Annotated in this window: 17 protein-coding genes; 3 read left to right on the forward strand and 14 right to left on the reverse strand. The window is 50.5% G+C overall.

What is annotated here, in order from left to right; translation table 11 throughout:
- Nucleotides 1–492: 492 nt before the first annotated feature.
- On the reverse strand, nucleotides 493–2,043 hold the full coding sequence (locus E8L22_RS12355; RefSeq protein ID WP_162604823.1) for a recombinase family protein: 1,551 nt from the start codon (nucleotides 2,041–2,043) through the stop codon (nucleotides 493–495).
- 163 nt (nucleotides 2,044–2,206) lie between these two features.
- Nucleotides 2,207–2,875, reverse strand: coding sequence for a response regulator transcription factor (locus tag E8L22_RS12360; protein ID WP_136525464.1), 669 nt, complete (start codon nucleotides 2,873–2,875; stop codon nucleotides 2,207–2,209).
- Nucleotides 2,876–2,999: 124 nt separating this feature from the next.
- On the opposite strand from E8L22_RS12360, the gene E8L22_RS12365 reads away from it, so the two are divergent.
- The 3 genes from E8L22_RS12365 (at nucleotide 3,000) to E8L22_RS22065 (ending at nucleotide 3,876) form a co-directional block, all read left to right on the forward strand.
- Complete coding sequence (locus E8L22_RS12365) at nucleotides 3,000–3,311, forward strand: type I restriction-modification system subunit M (RefSeq protein ID WP_136525465.1); 312 nt, start codon at nucleotides 3,000–3,002, stop codon at nucleotides 3,309–3,311.
- A gap of 84 nt (nucleotides 3,312–3,395) precedes the next feature.
- The gene (locus E8L22_RS22060; protein ID WP_246044630.1) at nucleotides 3,396–3,527 is read left to right on the forward strand and encodes a sigma 54-interacting transcriptional regulator; all 132 of its coding nucleotides are present in this window, start codon (nucleotides 3,396–3,398) and stop codon (nucleotides 3,525–3,527) included.
- A 58-nt stretch (nucleotides 3,528–3,585) separates the two neighbouring features.
- Nucleotides 3,586–3,876 carry an AAA-type ATPase lid domain-containing protein gene (locus tag E8L22_RS22065; RefSeq protein ID WP_456237324.1) on the forward strand — a complete coding sequence of 97 codons (291 nt, stop codon included), beginning with the start codon at nucleotides 3,586–3,588 and terminating at the stop codon, nucleotides 3,874–3,876.
- A gap of 228 nt (nucleotides 3,877–4,104) precedes the next feature.
- On the opposite strand, the gene E8L22_RS12375 is transcribed toward E8L22_RS22065, so the two are convergent.
- The 12 genes from E8L22_RS12375 to E8L22_RS12430 form a co-directional block, all read right to left on the reverse strand.
- Entirely contained in the window at nucleotides 4,105–4,674 is a 570-nt protein-coding gene (locus E8L22_RS12375; protein WP_162604824.1) for an SDR family NAD(P)-dependent oxidoreductase, read from the reverse strand.
- Nucleotides 4,675–4,764: 90 nt separating this feature from the next.
- Nucleotides 4,765–6,381: a hypothetical protein gene (locus E8L22_RS12380; protein ID WP_136525467.1), complete on the reverse strand. Its 1,617-nt coding sequence runs from the start codon at nucleotides 6,379–6,381 to the stop codon at nucleotides 4,765–4,767.
- 23 nt (nucleotides 6,382–6,404) lie between these two features.
- Nucleotides 6,405–7,100 (reverse strand): cytochrome c3 family protein, encoded by a 696-nt coding sequence (locus tag E8L22_RS12385; protein ID WP_136525468.1) that lies wholly within the window; start codon nucleotides 7,098–7,100, stop codon nucleotides 6,405–6,407.
- Between the two features lie 14 nt (nucleotides 7,101–7,114).
- On the reverse strand, nucleotides 7,115–8,329 hold the full coding sequence (locus E8L22_RS12390) for a hypothetical protein (protein ID WP_136526101.1): 1,215 nt from the start codon (nucleotides 8,327–8,329) through the stop codon (nucleotides 7,115–7,117).
- Nucleotides 8,330–8,671: 342 nt separating this feature from the next.
- On the reverse strand, nucleotides 8,672–9,025 hold the full coding sequence (locus tag E8L22_RS12395) for a hemerythrin domain-containing protein (protein WP_136525469.1): 354 nt from the start codon (nucleotides 9,023–9,025) through the stop codon (nucleotides 8,672–8,674).
- Between the two features lie 96 nt (nucleotides 9,026–9,121).
- On the reverse strand, nucleotides 9,122–9,754 hold the full coding sequence (locus E8L22_RS12400) for an FMN-dependent NADH-azoreductase (protein ID WP_136513156.1): 633 nt from the start codon (nucleotides 9,752–9,754) through the stop codon (nucleotides 9,122–9,124).
- Nucleotides 9,755–9,904: 150 nt separating this feature from the next.
- Nucleotides 9,905–10,981, reverse strand: a complete 1,077-nt coding sequence (locus E8L22_RS12405; RefSeq protein ID WP_136513155.1) for an HlyD family secretion protein — start codon at nucleotides 10,979–10,981, stop codon at nucleotides 9,905–9,907.
- 4 nt (nucleotides 10,982–10,985) lie between these two features.
- Entirely contained in the window at nucleotides 10,986–12,554 is a 1,569-nt protein-coding gene (locus tag E8L22_RS12410; protein WP_136525470.1) for an MFS transporter, read from the reverse strand.
- Nucleotides 12,551–14,038: an efflux transporter outer membrane subunit gene (locus tag E8L22_RS12415; protein WP_246044631.1), complete on the reverse strand. Its 1,488-nt coding sequence runs from the start codon at nucleotides 14,036–14,038 to the stop codon at nucleotides 12,551–12,553. Before E8L22_RS12415 ends, E8L22_RS12410 begins: the two co-directional genes overlap by 4 nt.
- Nucleotides 14,039–14,118: 80 nt before the next feature.
- Nucleotides 14,119–14,436, reverse strand: coding sequence for a DUF190 domain-containing protein (locus E8L22_RS12420; RefSeq protein ID WP_136513152.1), 318 nt, complete (start codon nucleotides 14,434–14,436; stop codon nucleotides 14,119–14,121).
- A gap of 484 nt (nucleotides 14,437–14,920) precedes the next feature.
- The gene (locus E8L22_RS12425) at nucleotides 14,921–15,526 is read right to left on the reverse strand and encodes an isochorismatase family protein (protein WP_136513151.1); all 606 of its coding nucleotides are present in this window, start codon (nucleotides 15,524–15,526) and stop codon (nucleotides 14,921–14,923) included.
- A gap of 86 nt (nucleotides 15,527–15,612) precedes the next feature.
- A complete protein-coding gene (locus E8L22_RS12430; RefSeq protein ID WP_136525472.1) occupies nucleotides 15,613–16,515 on the reverse strand; it encodes a DsbA family oxidoreductase in 903 nt (300 codons plus the stop codon).
- Nucleotides 16,516–16,634 lie beyond the last annotated feature (119 nt).

Genomic DNA, 16,634 nt, shown 5'->3' on the forward strand with positions numbered 1-16,634 from the left:
CCTCTCCTCCCCCCCCCTCTTCCGGCCAAACAGCTAGAGTGTTTTTTGCCATTGATCACAATTAAAAAAGGTTATACTTTCAGGGCGGCAAGAATGGTGCAGGTAATTGAGCAGAAAACCGCTCATCGAGCCGAATGGAACATTTGTTCCAAGAGACAAGCGATTTAATACGGTGGGTTAGCCTAGTTGCTCCGCCGCTCACCCGCAACCAGTTGTGCAAAAAAGGATAATTTGATGTTCATTCCTGGTTAACTATAGATCGACTCGGCTTCGCTTCTGCCGGTGTATGTGTTCAAGCCATCTATCTTATTATCGTGTCCTCCCTCACATCTGGGGCGAACGTTTTTAATAATAACTTTAAGTGACTAGGAGGCAACTGATGGATACTCAGTATTTTGCAGTAAAAGCCGACACAAAAAGCACTGCTGAACTTAACCTCCATCCCACGTGGAAACTCAGGTTTGAAACAAATTCCTGCAGTTACAGATGGAACTACTTAAACAGGTGTCTAAGGCATCCATGGTCATCGTATTCGAGGCTCAGTCTAGGCCCTAATTTGAACTGGACCTCGACCTTAGAAGGTGCAATCACAATATAATCACACAGTGCTCTAAGAATCAAGTTCACACGTTCACGGTCTAGAGTCTCTTTTGTCACCACTTCTACTAAATCATTAGCATATCTGTGCATTTTGTTAAATTCTATATCTTTATGGGTGGACATTAAACCCACAATTTCAGCTTGGCATCTTATGATCACTTCTTGCAATTTACTGAGTTTGTCTATAAAATCTTGACCATTGAACGTACCACCATTAGTTATTTTTACATCACATGTATGATGTTTACTTTTGCTCGTGTCTTTGGATAAATTTAATTGTTTTTTGATATCGTCAATTTCATGATAAGCTTGATTGATTACCGGATTTATTTTTAGAAATGAGAACAATGCTTTAGTGAATTCTGGTATAAAAATGATTTCCAGCCGTTCATATCTAACTGTTTGCACACTACAGCCTTGGCCGTGATGAGCGTTAGTGCAAGCCATGTAGCTTGTTTTTCTCCCCTTACCTAAATGTATCATTCTGCTTCCACATTTATAGCAGCGCCCTAACATGAAAAAAATATTGTTTAGTTTGGCTGCTGCATATGGAACTTTCTTAAAAGAATCCCCAATTCTTTGAACAGAATTAAATAACTCCTCCGTAATTGCCGGAGGATAGTATCCTCTAACTTCGTCTAAAGGGATTCGCCTTACGCCATTGGTATGGTCCATTTTGTGCGGAATAAGAGTTCCTATTATTGCAGGACTTTTGAGAATTTTGTGAACATAATGCTTACGCCAAACAGAGACCTCACCTTTTTTCCGTGTCCACGTAGGAACACCGTCTTCACGGAGGCCTCTAGCAATCGCCAAACAACCTTTCCCATTTAAACGTTCGTGATATATACGATTTATTATGGCTACCCTTTCCGGGATAAGTTCGAATTTTTTAGCTTTGCGATTTAATTTTAGCCAACCAGGACAACTTGAGGTAAGAGGTTTTGATGTTATATTATTGCGTTTATTGGCCCATGCTTCTTTCATTCGCATCGACTTGGTTTGAGATTCTTCGTTTGCTCGAATGAGAATTACTATTGCCTCTATCAATAAAAACGGCGCACTGTTGACCAACTCTGCCGAATAAATCTTTTTATCCGAAAGTGTAACTATTGTTACACCTTCAAGTATAATTTGTGTGAAAATATTTTGAGCTGGGAGTATTAACTCACGACTTATACGATCTAGAGACTCTACAAGTAAATAGCTTCCTGATTCTACTTCCTTCCTCCTAATAGCCTCCATAAATTGTCCGAGCCTACCAATTTCGACATTAGCACCTCGAAAGGCTGACACACCGTAATCACGGTATGTCAATTTGTCGTCTAGATCCAAACCATTGGCAGCCGCATACTCTTCAGCCTGTTGGATCTGCCGTCGTTTGCTATCCCCCTTTTCTTGTTCTGGAGTGCTGAACCTCATATAACTGTAAGCTTTAGGCACGGTGCCCTCCCCTCCCTCGGCCATACCAATTAATACATACCTCAGGGAACGGTCTAACGACACATGTTGCGCATGAAAGGCTTAAGCACTTTTGAACGACAAGAGGAACAAGACATCTCGCTGAGAGTAAATAGTGGCGCTAAAGAGATTGGTGCATAAGGCCTTATTGTGGTCCACTTAAGCTAAAAATATATCCAACCCCCCTTAACGTATGTATCAATTTTGTGTCAGCATCTTTATCTACTTTTTTTCTCAAATAATTGACATAAACATCGATTATGTTTGTAAAACTATCCAGCTCGTGTTCCCAAACAGTGCTTGATATATCAGGTCTTGTAACAGTCATCTCTGCATGTTCAACAAAATAAAGTAATAGTTTGTACTCTATTTGTGTTAACTCAATTTCTTTTCCATCTCTCCAAACTTTGTGCGTGACCGGATCGAGACGGATCGGGCCGTACACTAATTCTGCCCCTCTTTTATTTTTAACCCTACGCAACATTGCCTTTATTTTAGCCACCAAGATCTTAGGGTCAAATGGTCTCGAGACGCAATTATCTGCTCCTGAATCCAAAGAAAAAATGACATTTTGAACAGAACTATCTTCTGTTAACGCCATGACAGGCACAGACCGGTTATGGCTCCGTATGACGCTCACAAGGTCCAAACCATCTTGTCTGGATATGGCCAAGTCCACTATTACCAAATCAAATTTATTTTGCTCAAAGGATCTAGTTCCTAGTTCTCTCTCGTTGGCATGAATAACCTCTGGAAAATTTTTTTCAGCAATTTTTTTCAGTTTTGCATCCCTGCTGATAAGTAGCGTTCTCAACTCGCCCTCCGGCTTTATTGTTTGACAAAGTTAATTTAAAACATACACTCTTTTTTAAATATTTGTCAACATTAACATTCAGTACTGATTTTTTTTACGCTAACCACAGGGGATTGGACACCACATGAGTGGCGAACGATGCTTCACGGGGGACCAAGACCACATCCGGGAGAACCGCGACAGCTTTGTCAAGGCATTCCCCCCTGCTGTCCGCGATATCTTCGATCGGTTCGACTTACACGCCCAAGTGGCCCGTACCCACAAGTGCGGCTTTCTGTCCCAGGTGGAAGATAAATTCTCCAAAGTCGACCTGCACCTTGGGGAGGTGGACTACCACCAAGTGGGGATAGTTTTCCAGGAGCAGATCAGGAAGTTCGCTGAGATCTCGAGTGAAACGGCATGCAAGCATTTCACCCAACGTCAGATGTCTGCCTGAAGGTTCGAGCGGGCTAACGGGGGGACTCTTTCCTTGGATGAAATTGGCGAGCTGCCGTAGCACGCACAAGTTAGGCTCTTGCGCGTGTTACAGACAAAAGAGATAGAACGGGTTGGTGGCGAGAGGAGCATCCCGGTCGATGTCCGAATTATCGCGGCAACCCACCGGAACCTTGAACTGATGGTGTCGGAAAATCAATTTCGTGAGGACCTGTGATTTAGGCTTAATGTTTTCCCAATTATGATCCCCCCCACGGCGACAACGAAGAGAGGAAATGTCAGCACTTACATGGCATTTTGTGAATCTAAAGTCGCGTGAACTCGGATTTGCAGCGTCTCCACCTATAGAGCTTGGGGTATTAGAGAGATTAGTGGATTATGAGTGGCCTGGGAACGTGCGTGAACTGGAAAACCTAGTGGAGAGAGAACTCATCAGGCATCGAGGAGGTCAACTTAAATTTGACATACTGATTACTTCCGACACGGGAGGTGACCAACCACCTTTTGACAGTGATAAAAGGGGCGAACCACTAAACCCATGGCCTTACACATCTGCAGGGTTGTGAAGCTTGCCAAAGGTAAGATTTTCGGTCCGGGTGGTGCTGCTGCATTGCTAGGGATAAATCCCAATACCCTGAGAGCGCATGAACAAACTTGGCATCAAACATGGCCGCAGTACTAAGTGATATATAAAAAACCAGATATTGCTAAGCCTAACACAAGGATCGACAATTGATTTAAGTGTGAATTAGATTCATACAAAGGGACTGCGTTAGATATCCTTGTTACTGTAATCAGCTAAGTATTTTATCGATTGCTAGTTTGAAATTTGCTTTTTCGGGCTGCTCGTAATAAATAGTTAGAGCTTGACTGTTTTCAAGGATTATCGCGACCACTCGGATATTTCGCGCTTCCAGTGACCTACGATAGAGACCATTTAGTTGCTTTTCAATGAGGCTCGCGTGAGAGCAGATGTCAACAATCAATCCTCCACCACGTTCTGCCATACCGGGTGCCAACGCTAAGCACAGAGCAAGGGTTCCTGTTGATTCTGCTAGTGCAGCTCTCCTTACGGCATTTAATCCGAGCGGACCAGCCACCGGATCCTCATGATCTATGGATGTGGTATTGAAGAACACCTCTACATCGCGAAACTGCTTGACTGCAGCCGCAACCGTTGCGGGGTTTGTTACATCCAGCTGAATCCGAATGACTTTATCAGAAGTTAAACCATCCTCCCTGCCAATTGGTTCTGACTTACTCGCAGCATAAACCTTGGCCACCCCCCTTTCTAGCAGTGCACAAACTAAAGCTTGCCCCAAGCGTTTGTGTGCGTCAGTTACCAAGATAATCTTGCCCTTCAAATTACGATTCCTACAGTTTCCCATGCGCAGTCCTAAACGTAATGAGCCCCACCTTGGGAGGTAGGGCTCATTATGACAACAAAAGTCTTTTTAAGGCCTAGTACCTATGTAGCCTCTAGCGGCCGAGACCGGAACAGTGGCGCTGGAGAACGAACTGAAGCTGATGGCCCCAGTCACTTTACCGTGCTGCAGGTAGTCGACTGAGTCGAAGATCAGCCGTTTAGCGTAGATCTGATTGTGTGCGAAGGCGCCGGGTTCATGCTTTAGCAGGCTGAAGTTGAAAGCAGCCCCCATGTTTTGCCTGCCGTTCCCACCAATTGGGCCGACTGCATTCCAGTTCTTCGTTGCGAAGTAAGGGTAATTCGATGTGTAGCTCATTCCATAGTAGGAGAGCATGGCCTGCAAGAAATCAAGCGATGCCTGGTACCCTGCCTTCTCCTCTTCCAGTTTTGTGGCAGTCATTGCAAAACCACCCTGATGGCATTTAGTGCAGATTCCGCCGGCCTGCATGCCGGGCACGACCGAAAGGGTGTGGGTGCCGTTCGTCATGTGGCAGGAGACACAAGGACCATCTGTACCGGTGGCTCCGAAGCTGAATCCTGGAATGGACAGAGGCAACACGTAGTTGTTGATGCCGATGTTTTTGTGAGAGAAATGGGTGTTGCTGAAATCAAGCGACGGATCATATGCAGCCGGATCGCTGTAGTACTTGAATCCTACCTTGCTGTAGAGGATGGCTGCGGCGGCAAGATAATGCGGGTTGACAGCCGAAAAATCAGCATTGCCGAAGTCAGTTACTGCTTCGATGCCGGCCTCGTTAATCAAGCCGGTGTGGCACGGTACGCAAAGGTTGGAGGTCGCAGCGTCAGCATAGGCTACGGTCTGCTGGGGGCCGGCTACCCCATAGGAGGCGGTATAGGCCCCAACGCGACGTACCCGATTCTTGAAGTTGTAGTCGGTGTGGCAAGCCTTACAGGTAAGAACTTCCCTGCTGGTGTCACCAGTTTGTGCCCAAGTCGTCGTGGGGAAGGGTGACGCGAAATTTCCGTCCACGAAGTGGATGAAGCCTGTCGAAGTGTGGCAGCGCAGGCAGGTGTAGCTGTTGCCGATCTTTCGGTTCTTAAAGTCGTAAGTTGCCCAGGCGGCCCCCTTTACGTTTCCGTGCCCGGACTCAGCCCAATCCGAATGCTGGGTCCCCTTCGCCTGACCGGTCAGCGTGTTCACCTTGCCGTCTAGGATGCCGTTGTTGCCGAGATGGGGATCATGGCAACTCGTGCAAGAGGTTTGATAATTCTTGCTGACGTACATCGCGTCCGCCGCAGTGAGAACGTCGCTGGTGGTGGCCGCGGCGTAGTGTGCAGCGCTCAAGTGGCCGGTATGGCAGGAAAAACACTTGCCGGATGCATCTGGGTTGGTGTAGGGGATAGGGCCGACGCCGTTGTGCTGCGCACCGCCGCCATGGCAGTCCTGACAGCCGACCACGTGGAAGTTGTTGGTATAATGTGACGACGCCAGGTACGCTTGGTATATCGGTGTTCCTGCAACCGGGTCGATGGCGGTGCTATGGCACTGGGCGCATGCTGCCTCGCTGATTTTAGACACATCAGCAGAGGAGCCCCCTTCCTTGTTGCTCGAACCGCATCCTGCGATGAAAGCGGTCGAAAGCATCGTTATGGCCGCCGAAAATCTTACTACCTTATTGATCATTCTGAATCCTCCTTGGCTGTGTATCAAAATGTTCCTGGTATGTGGCATTTAAGGCAGACCTTGTTTCCGGCCTTGTCCTTGTAGTTCGAGCTGATCCCTTTCCAATTGCGCGGATGCGGATTGGTCTTGCCGCTGGAGTGACACTGGATGCAAACGTCACCTTCCGGGTGGCAGACCTGGCAGGATTGCAAGTTGCGCCGAGCCTCGATGACATGTTCGTTGATTGCAGGTGCGTACCGTTGGTTATTCGGCCCAAGCATCAAGTGCGACTTGATCCTCATGCTACCTTTCGGAAAGCGAGCATGGCAGGAGTTGCAGTATTTCTGGTCGTGGCAGCGGTAGCAGGTCTGCGGGTTCTCCTGGGCCTTGATCGGGTGCAGGTTCACGAAGTCACTGCGATGGCTCTTAGGCACATAGTCACGACCGTAGTTGGACCTGGTGAGATCCGAGTTGATGCCGCCGCCCTGATGACAATCAAGACAGTAGGCCTGGGTGTGGCATTGGGCGCAGTTGTTGTTGGCTTTGCTTGCTAAGGTGCGATGGCCGCGCACCCAGTCCCTATCGTGGTTAAGTGCGACGCCCTCGCCCTTGTGGCAATCGTTGCACTCAGAGAGTGTCACCTGGGCGTATTCCTTGTGCTGCTGCTTTTCAGCCAATGCCTGTTTGGTATACAAGACGGGCAGGAGGCACAGCATACACATAAACAACAAGTTCCTCACTGTAGTACCCCTTTCTAGAAGTCGATATCAAAGCTCACGCGCCCCGACACGTTGGTCTCGTAGCGGGCGTTCACGTCGTCCTGGATCCTTCCTGAGACCCCCATATTGCTGGCAAGCTTGTAGGAGCTACCGAGCCAGTACCTGCGCGCGGTTTCCTCGTTGGTCATGGAATCGCGCTGGTACACATCGTAGGTAAACCCTGCGGCAACCTGGGAAACCTTGTTGAGGTCGTAGGTCGCATCGATGATTACACCGTTCGTGTTGCCGTAGTAACCGTTTCGGTTGTCATACTCGATGTTCACCTTCAAAGGCTCGATCGGGCGGATGCCGGTGCCTACATGGTAGACGTTGGCATGGCCGCCGTCGCCGTACCACTGACGGTTGTACCCAAAGTTCATCGACAACCTGTCATTCAAGGTGTAGTCGGCTCTGAACAGCGCCTCGGTGTAGTCGTTCACAGCAAACACAGAGTAGATTGAAGTTGTATCAAAGGTCGCATAGCTCCTGTAGTACTCCCCGGTAAAGATGAGATCCGATGTGGGGAAGTACTTTACCCCGCCCAGAACCTCGTTGAATGCCTCGGCAGTGATGTCGTATTTTGCATTGCCGTACAGCTTCACGTTGTTGAAGAGGTACTGCTTAAACGAGCCACCGATGATGTCTCTCGTGATATCACTGCCATCGAATTTTCGGAGCCAACTGACCTCCGCATCGGTTTCTCGGAAACCGCTCAAGTATGCAGCGAGACCGAATACGGTATTGCCAGCGTTTCCCGTTTCGCCGTTAAGGCCGAACACCACGTCGTGGCCACCAAGCACCGTAAACGCAACAGGTCCTACGTTTTTCACCCCGATCAGTGCCCCGTCAACGATGGCACTGCCAGCTGAGACATCTACGAACTGGCGACCAATCCTAAGATCGATCTTTTCATAAAGGTCACGGTAGTCCCCATAGAAGTAGTAGAGTCTGCCATTGAGGCCGTCGCCATTGGTGAAGTCCTGAGACCCCCTGCCATAGCCATGAATAGTGAACTTTCCCTCCTTGTCGATGTTAGTGATTGAGAACCGCAGATATTCGGCCAGCTCAATCTGTCGTTTGCCATTCAGCATTTCATCGCTGAATGACTGAAACTGCGTGGAACTCCTGCCATGTATCTCCGTCGCCATACTCGTTGAGGCGGCGAACAGCGAGCAGAAGAACAACACTCCTTGCAACCCTCTAACCCCCATCAAATAAGCCTCCTTACTTTGCATTGGAACAACTGGTGAATCAGAAGACCCTGTAATTGACCACCTCCTCCAGTTTGATAAATGGTGAAACATCACTACGATGTGAGAGATGCAAAAATAGGGGGGCACGATTTCCGGCAGCTTAAGAGCTAGAATTGTGCCATTGCGTAACATACTAATTTAAAACGATTGGGGATTTTTGAACGGTGGGAGGATACCAAATGCGGTGATATGTTCACCGCATTTGGTAATATTGATTTATTGTGTCAAATACCGTAAAACAGAAGGATTTGAAATTACGACATATCACTAAGATGGAAATATCGGGGTTCGCGTGAGTGTTTAGTAGTCGCAATCAAATTTTCGAACGTGCTCAAGCCACTGCGCCTTGAGAAAATGCAGTTCGCGGGCAGGGACGTTGTCGCCGTAGCCATGCCCGTGGACAATCCTAGCGGCAAGTCTGCAGATGAACCTATGGTGCTCGCAGTGCTGCTGATAGTTCGGTAACCCGAGCACCTTCAGGTGGTCCTCCTCATCTTGAACATGAGCTACCATCTGCAAAAGTAGGAGGGCAATGGATTCTCTCCAATTGTGCTGTCTACCTTCGACCACATGGCACGCCACGTCATCTATCACGTTGACGATCCGGTGGAATCGGCTGTCCGTTCCCTGGTACACCATAGAAGACATTCCCATGAAGATCGTTCCTCAACGCTCTCTTTTGTAGAAAAAAGCTACAAGACAGACGCCGACCCAGACGAGCAAAGTGAGCAAGACTACGACTTTCATCCTCTAAAAGCTCAGTGCGGCCAAGCGGGCCTTTATCATAGCTGCTTCTTTGTATTCTTCAGCCAGGTCCGGCATGGCATCGACGCCTTCCAGCACGATTGCTTCGAAGTTTTCGATCCCCATGAAGCCCATAATCGACTTAAGGTAGGGTACCGAATGGTCCTCTTCATTGCCATAGTGGAAGCCCCCATTCGAGTGAATATGGAGACATTTTCTACCCTGATTTTTCAGCAGGCCCACAGCGCCGGTCGGAGTGTAGGTGAATGTTTTGCCAACCACGCATACCGTATCTATGTACATCTTTAATTCCGCAGGGAACCCGAGATTGAACATCGGTGTCACGAACACATACTTGTCTGCTGCAATGAATTGGTCTGCATGCTTCCAGATGCGGTCGACTTTGCGTCCTTCGTGGTAGGAGAGGGATGCGAGACCGTCTCCACTACGCAATTTCCCCCAACCAGACAGCACATCGGCATCGATGCGTTGAATGTTGTCTCGGTAAAGGTCAAGAAAATGCACCTCGTCCTCCGGGTTATGCTTTATGTACTCGTTTAGAAACTCATTCCCCACTGAAAGACTGCGGGAAATTTCCATAGGTTTAAGGTTGCAGGTCACGTAGAGTAATTTTGCCATGATGTTCTCCTTCATAGTGTTTTTCCTGTTGGCTTTCGCCTGGTGTTCCCATATCCCCATTTTGCAGATGACAGCACTGATGCGGACATAGACCAAAGCAGTTAATATCTAATGATCAATTGGAGGCATTCTCGACTTTTCATTGGTTGTTTATCCTTCCTCATCATCCTTCGATTGCTTTTTTGCGTTCGGACCTGTTCCAATCTCAATCGTTGGCTGCACAGACATGCCAACTCGTAATTGCTTGCTTGCGACCTGGCCGGGGGCAATACTTATGCGCACAGGCAAACGCTGAATTATTTTGGTGAAATTGCCTGTTGCGTTCTGCGGTGCGACTGGGGCAAATGAAGCACCGCTTGCTGGTGACAAGCTTGCGACGCTGCCCGAAAGGACCACGCCAGGCAGTGTGTCAACGCGGATCGTAACGGATTGTCCTGGGCGAATACGGGCAAGCTGCGTTTCCCGGAAGTTGGCTTCGATATAGACCTTATCCAGCGGCACCACTGCCAGCAGAGGCATACCGGTGGTGACGAAGGCACCCTGGCGCACGGAACGGCGTGCTATGGTCCCGTCTATGGGAGCGACGATCTTGGTGTAGGAAAGGTTGAGTTCGGCCGCAGCTTGTACGGCCTTGGCCCGCTGCAGCGAGCTTTCCGCTTTTTTCAGATCGGCTTCAAGTATCGATGTTTGCTGTCGGGCCGCTTCTACGCCGGCCTTGTCGCGGTCGAGCGCTGCCAGGTGCACCTGTAATTGGGTCTCCGCATTCTGGGCCTCCTGGCGAGTTCCTGAACCATCAGTTGACAGGTTGCGATAACGCTCAGTATTGGCTTTCGCGAGGGCAATCGAAGCTTCATCCGACCTAACGGCAGCTTGAGCCTGCTGGATAGTTGACGCATTTCGCTTGATGGTTGCCTTCAGGCTTTCAATGGCGGCCTGTGCTGCTCCTGCCTCTGCTTGAGCGCTCTGGACGGAAACCTTCAGGTCGTGGTCGTCGATTACCGCCAGTAGCTGACCAGCCTTTACGGTTTCGTTATCGTCCACAAGAACACGAGCTATCTGCCCGTTAACTCGCGGGGCTACCAGGGTAAAATCCGCCCGTACATATGCATCATCGGTTGATTGCCTATCCGCATCGGATTGGTGATGATTGAGAAGGTAAATACCCGCTCCGACTACGGACACAAGAAGGAGACCGGAAATGATCATTGCTGTTTTTGGAAATGCCATTGTCTTATCCTTTGTTTGTGATAGGTGCTGAGGTTTGCCGAGCCGGAGCCGCTATGTAATCCATTCGTAATACGAAAGGTATGAGCAGGACCGCCAGCGCGGCGAGCATCAGATAGCTGTCAGCATTGGCCAAAACAAAAGCCTGCTGACGAGCACTGTCAGTTAATGCGGCTAGGTTGTCTTGGGATAGCGGTATATTCGCAGAAATCCGGCCGATGCGATCCACAAGCATCTCCGAATGAAAATGCTGACGTAGACGGAAAAAATGACCGATCATAGCACCGCCAAAAATTACCCCAAAGGCGCGCAGGGTATTGATGGTGCCGGCCACAAAGGGGCCTTCCATCGGTTGCACCACGCTGGTCGTCAAGAACAACAGACCAACCACCGCCATGGCCTGCCCGGCGGCCTGCAGCATCTGTGCTAGTACGAACTGATCAACAATCCAACTGGCCGTTATATGCGTGCAGAGCAGACATGCGACTGCGATCAAACCTATTCCAGAAGCCATAACTATGCGGGCGTCCACCCACTTCCGGTAAAATAGCGAGGCTACGGCAAGCGATAGAACCGGCTGAGGCAAAGCGATCAGGAGCCCGATCGGGGCGCTCTGCAAGCTGCGGTAGCCCCATAAAGCTTCAAGATGCATCCCCGGCAACTTCGAGCTGGACATCATGACCATCAGCAGGAAAACGAAGACTGAAAAACCCACGCCCAAGTTTCGTTTTTGCAGCAACAGTTGCGGCTTTATGAACGGGGCCGGGTAATACCACTGGCGGATCAGGAAGACGACCATCATGGAAATGCCGCCACCGATCAACCAGCAGAGCAAGTCAGAGTGCCACCAATCCAGGCGCTCCCCCTGGTCCAGCCCGATGGCTAGCATTCCCAAGGCCGCCGCGCCGCATACCATGCCGAACCAGTCGGTCTGTCCTAGACGCTCTGGCCGTGTCGGGTCCTGTGGAATTCCCCACCATCCCATCCCCATCGCCAGTAACCCGAAAGGCAGGTTTTGCCAATAAAGCAGGCGCCAATCAAACCAAACATCAGTCCAGTTACTGGCCATCCAGAGCCCTAGATTGGGCGAAAAAGTGGCCGTCAAGGCGTACAGCGACATACCGTACAGGCGAATTGGTATTGGGAAAAACCGCAACGCCGATAGCATGAGAATCGGGATCAGCATCCCCCCCGCAACTCCCTGAAAGCTGCGCAGCAACAGCAAGGCAGACAGGTCGTGTACTAAGGGGATGATGAAAGAGAGCAGGACAAACAGTCCCGTCATCAACATGTGGAAACGCCTAAGGGAAATGATCGTTGCCAACCAGATAGAGAAAGGCATCGCGATCAATTCCGCGGCAACGTACACGGTGTTGAGCCAGCTACCCTCATCTGCCCCAAGGCCAAGTACCCCGCGCACGTCGGCCAGCGCCAGAGAGCCGATGCGATTGCTTAGGCCTGCTACCATGGCGGAAATGAGGATGCCCAGGAAACCAGTGAACAGGCGCCCACTGAATGGAGTCGCTGGTGCGTTACCGGGAGGTGCGGGAGTTGATGTAGCCTGATTCGCACTCATTGTTGCGGGCCTCCAGATTCACCCGTCTGGGATGCCCATCCCCCCCCGAGCGCCTTGTACAGGTTGACCATGGCGATGGAGACACGGCTCGTGTTGTCGGCGAGTTCCATCTGGCTGGCCAGCAATGAGCGCTGCGCTGTCAACACCATCAGATATTCGGCGGCGCCCTGCTCATAGCGCCTCAGCGCGACAGCATAGGCCTTGCGGTACTCGTCGAAGGCGAGTGTGAGTTGCTCCCTGCGCCTTTGGACATCGGCGTAGGCGCTGAGCGTGTCATCAACTTCATGCCAGGCGTGCAGTACCGTTTGCTGGTAGGCGATCGCCGCTTCCTGTTGACGAGCCTCACTCAAGGCAAGCGTGCCTTTTAGCCTGCCACCTTCGAAGAGGGGCAGGTAGAGAGTCGGTCCCACTGCGAAGGTGCGCGATGCCCAGTTGCCGAAGGTGTCCAGGTTGAGGGACTGAAAACCGAGACTGCCGTTCAGGCTTATGCGCGGATAGAAATCAGCTTTGGCTACACCGATGGCAGCTGTCGCAGCATGCAGGCGTGCTTCGGCTTGGAGGATGTCGGGGCGACGGCGCGCAAGTTCAGAGGACAATCCGATTGGCACTTTGCTTGGCACGGGCGGGATTTGGTGCGTTGGTGTCAACAAGGAATTCAGTGCACGAGGAGGTTCACCAAGCAGCAATGCCAGGGCATTCATCAGCGCGTCACGTTGTTCCTCGAGACGCGGGACCAGCGCCTTTGTCGATGCCAACTGTGCAGCCGATGCCGACGACTCGAAGCGGGTGGCTACGCCATTTTTCACGCGACTGTCCGCCAGCTTAAGAGCATTTTCGGCAATGGCCAGGTTTTGGCGGGTAATGTCCAATTGCGTCTGGACGTGGCGCAACTGAATGTAGGCGCGAGCGACCTCTGCGGCAATGGATACGCGCACCCCTTCTCGTTGGAACGCGCTTGCCTGCAGCGATGCCGCAGCAGACTCGCCGGTCCTCCGGGCGTGCCCCCACAAGTCGATTTCCCAACTCGCGTTGAATCCCGCCTGCATAATATCGTACGGACTGTCGGGAGCGCCAAGTAGCGCCATTTGGCCGTTTGCACTGTCCGCGGCCCGCGCATAGGAACCGCCTAGGCTGAGATGCGGAAGCCCTACAGAATTGGCGACGCCGGTCTGCGCACGGCTTTGCGCCAGACGCGCAGCCGCCAACTGCAGATCGAGGTTCCCTTTCTGAGCGCGTTCTTGAAGTTCGCTCAGGATCTCGTCGTTGAACAGCGTCCACCATGCTGTCTCCATCTTCCCCGTCACTACTTGGCTCTGCCTGCCGATTTCGTCGGTGGTCTCCATGAGGTGCGCGGGAGGCGTGCTCACCGGCCTCTTGAAATCAGGGCCGACGGCGCATGCGCTCAGGAAGGCGAGGCTCAGGAACACGGGCAAGTGGCGGATGTATTTTCTTCCATCCGGCCGGTTTGTGAACTTTCTAGTCATGTCAAAAACGTTTTCATTTCCAAACCGCATGATCTACCCCAGACAAGTGTTAAACGAAGCTTGTAAAGTCGCCGGATCGCTTATCGATTCCTCGTTGTGCCGAATTCGATGGGCGACTTGATGTAAAAGACATCGATCCCTTCCTGCTTCAAATGCTCTAAAAATATGCTGGCCGCCTCCTCGCTGACTGCCATGGAGACCTCTATAGGTTGATCGGAGACATCAAAATATCCTACGAAGTGTAGTTTTCGCTCTCTACCAAAACCTTCTGCGGCAGTGAACAGCGTTGCGCCTTTGATGCCCATGCAAAGCGCCTCCTCAATGAGCCATTCCCCCAGGCACCGATTCTTATGTGTTCGGTCCTGCTGGGTAAAAAATGTCAGCTGATATCCATACATTGTCTTTCCCTCCCATTTTGTTTCATGAATGGTAGCGAGATCAGGATTTACAGAGGGGGGGCACTTGGTAATTCCCCAGTCTTGCTAAATCACTTATCATTGCTATAGCGACATTCATGCCAAAGAAATTGTTATGTAATAACAGGTATTTAAAAACAAGCGTTTAGACAATCACCAAATAAAGCAAAACTGCGGGGCTTGCCTTTGTTAAATTCAGCAATTTACTAAATAAGGGAATGCCGTTGGGCTTTGCTCCTGCCTGTGCGATATGCCTGCATACTGCAGGTTATTGCCCAGGAGGCGTAAGTGGGGGGCAATTCACGTTCTGGGGGGGATAGAACAAACTAGTGATGAAAGATGGTGTGGTTAAGGAGAACAACTAGGAGATCGACTCGGTCCGCTCCGAATGATACCTCTGATGGCATTTTGCCCCACAGGATGGCTCCTGAGGGGCAAAATGTCATGCAACTTGCACAGAATCCTTTTAGGTAGACGGTTTGCCGAGGTGCACCAGCACTTCCTCGAACAATATCTGAATCAGTTTTGAGCCGCCTTCGGTTGTCCATGATCCAGCCAACTCGGCTATAAGCTGATTTGTTGAGGTAAGAGTCACCCCCGCACGCTCCATGCGCCTTAGAGCGGTCTCATCTGCAATCTGGGTTGGAGAGCCACCAGCATCCACTACCACCTGTACGTTGAAGCCCTCCTCTACCGCACTCATCGCGGGATAAACGATGCATACGTCATTGGTGAGACCCGCAATAATCAAGTTCCGCCGTCCGGTAGCCATGACCGCCGCCTTGTAGTTGGGATCATCCCAAGCATTCACCACCCCAAAACGCTTCACTCTGCGAGCGTGCTCTTCCGGTGCGATCTCTTCCAGATCCTTGAGCAGAGGCCCCTGTGTGTACTCTTCCATACTGCTTGTGAGAATCAGGGGCATATCCAGGGCCTTCGCTGCTCGAGCCAACGCACGCGTGTTATTCTTGATTAATTCCTGTGGGATGTTGCAGCACCAACTTAAGGTTCCAACCTGATGATCGATGAGAAGCATGGCTGCGTTTGTTGCTGTGAATTTTTCCGTTTTCATAATTGTCTCCTTCTGTATCAAATTCATACATCTGATTTGACTACGCCTGCTGGTCCCGATGGGGACTAACGTTTTCTAGGTTATGATCAAACTGCTGTGCAGGTGCCGGCTACGGTATCGCAAACCGCACCGCCGGTTTTGGGTGAGACAAAGTATCCATTTCCCGCTTCACGGCGCACAATCATTCCTTTTGCCAGCAGCGAATCCAACATCGAATCCCATTCGGCATCGGCCAGGTCAAAGGTCATTTTTATTTCAACCGGCGCTACCGAGAGATAGGTTCTTATAAACGCCATGACAGCCTCTTCGCTGGGCGAAATCGGCAGCTCAGCGATCTCTCCTTCTGTCATCAGCCCAATCACAGCCTTGAAATCCTCATACCTCCTGTATCCGCGTAAAAGAGTCTCCTTCCCTTCGAATCGAACGAGAAATGTGGGGAAACCTCGGGCATTATATCGTTGCGTTATCGCGAGATCCTGCTCGAATGCCTTTTGGGCGGCCCCGTTGGAAAAATCCTCCACGAAGCGGGCGACATCCAGGCCTACTTCTGAGGCCAATTCCACCAACACCTCGGTGGTATTTGTCAACTTCGCCTCGGCAGCCGATGCTTCACGAACGCGCCTAAGAAATCTGTCCGCTAGGTTTTGATCCTGCATTTGTGCAGATTTGTAAGCCACATTCAACGGGTAGGAAGACACGCGCTCCCGTGAAAACAAGCTGAATCCATCGATTTTCACAGGCATCCCGTGACGCTGGGAAGCCTCAAGCCAGTGCTTGGCGATTTGCCTATTGGAGCGGACCGGGTCCCCTCCAATGTCATTGTAACTGTCGTAAAATGCAGTGATGTCTTTAACCAAACCTGCCATGATAAAACTGACTTTTACCTGTTCTCCAAATCTAGTTTCCAGCTTACGCAGAACAGGCTCGCTGCCCCAGCACCAGGTGCAGACCGGATCGGTGAATTCGACGATTTCAATTATTTTGTTCATTGTACACCTCAATTTTATATTCGAAAAACCAAGCATATGCCTCCGACGAGGCGTTGACGGTTTAAGCAAAGCCACATTCGTGCCAATCAACAATATCGTTGTTTTTTGATTATTTACGA

The sequence above is a fragment of the Geomonas ferrireducens genome (assembly GCF_004917065.1).
Taxonomy (GTDB): domain Bacteria; phylum Desulfobacterota; class Desulfuromonadia; order Geobacterales; family Geobacteraceae; genus Geomonas; species Geomonas ferrireducens.

Coding starts and splice junctions, on each gene's coding strand:
- E8L22_RS22065 (WP_456237324.1), top strand. CDS start 3,586: ATGTCAGCACTTACATGGCATTTTGTGAATCTAAAGTCGCGTGAACTC.
- E8L22_RS12430 (WP_136525472.1), bottom strand. CDS start 16,515: ATGAACAAAATAATTGAAATCGTCGAATTCACCGATCCGGTCTGCACC.
- E8L22_RS12400 (WP_136513156.1), bottom strand. CDS start 9,754: ATGGCAAAATTACTCTACGTGACCTGCAACCTTAAACCTATGGAAATT.
- E8L22_RS12380 (WP_136525467.1), bottom strand. CDS start 6,381: ATGATCAATAAGGTAGTAAGATTTTCGGCGGCCATAACGATGCTTTCG.
- E8L22_RS12395 (WP_136525469.1), bottom strand. CDS start 9,025: ATGGGAATGTCTTCTATGGTGTACCAGGGAACGGACAGCCGATTCCAC.
- E8L22_RS12410 (WP_136525470.1), bottom strand. CDS start 12,554: ATGAGTGCGAATCAGGCTACATCAACTCCCGCACCTCCCGGTAACGCA.
- E8L22_RS12365 (WP_136525465.1), top strand. CDS start 3,000: ATGAGTGGCGAACGATGCTTCACGGGGGACCAAGACCACATCCGGGAG.
- E8L22_RS12415 (WP_246044631.1), bottom strand. CDS start 14,038: ATGACTAGAAAGTTCACAAACCGGCCGGATGGAAGAAAATACATCCGC.
- E8L22_RS12405 (WP_136513155.1), bottom strand. CDS start 10,981: ATGGCATTTCCAAAAACAGCAATGATCATTTCCGGTCTCCTTCTTGTG.
- E8L22_RS12425 (WP_136513151.1), bottom strand. CDS start 15,526: ATGAAAACGGAAAAATTCACAGCAACAAACGCAGCCATGCTTCTCATC.
- E8L22_RS12390 (WP_136526101.1), bottom strand. CDS start 8,329: ATGGGGGTTAGAGGGTTGCAAGGAGTGTTGTTCTTCTGCTCGCTGTTC.
- E8L22_RS12420 (WP_136513152.1), bottom strand. CDS start 14,436: ATGTATGGATATCAGCTGACATTTTTTACCCAGCAGGACCGAACACAT.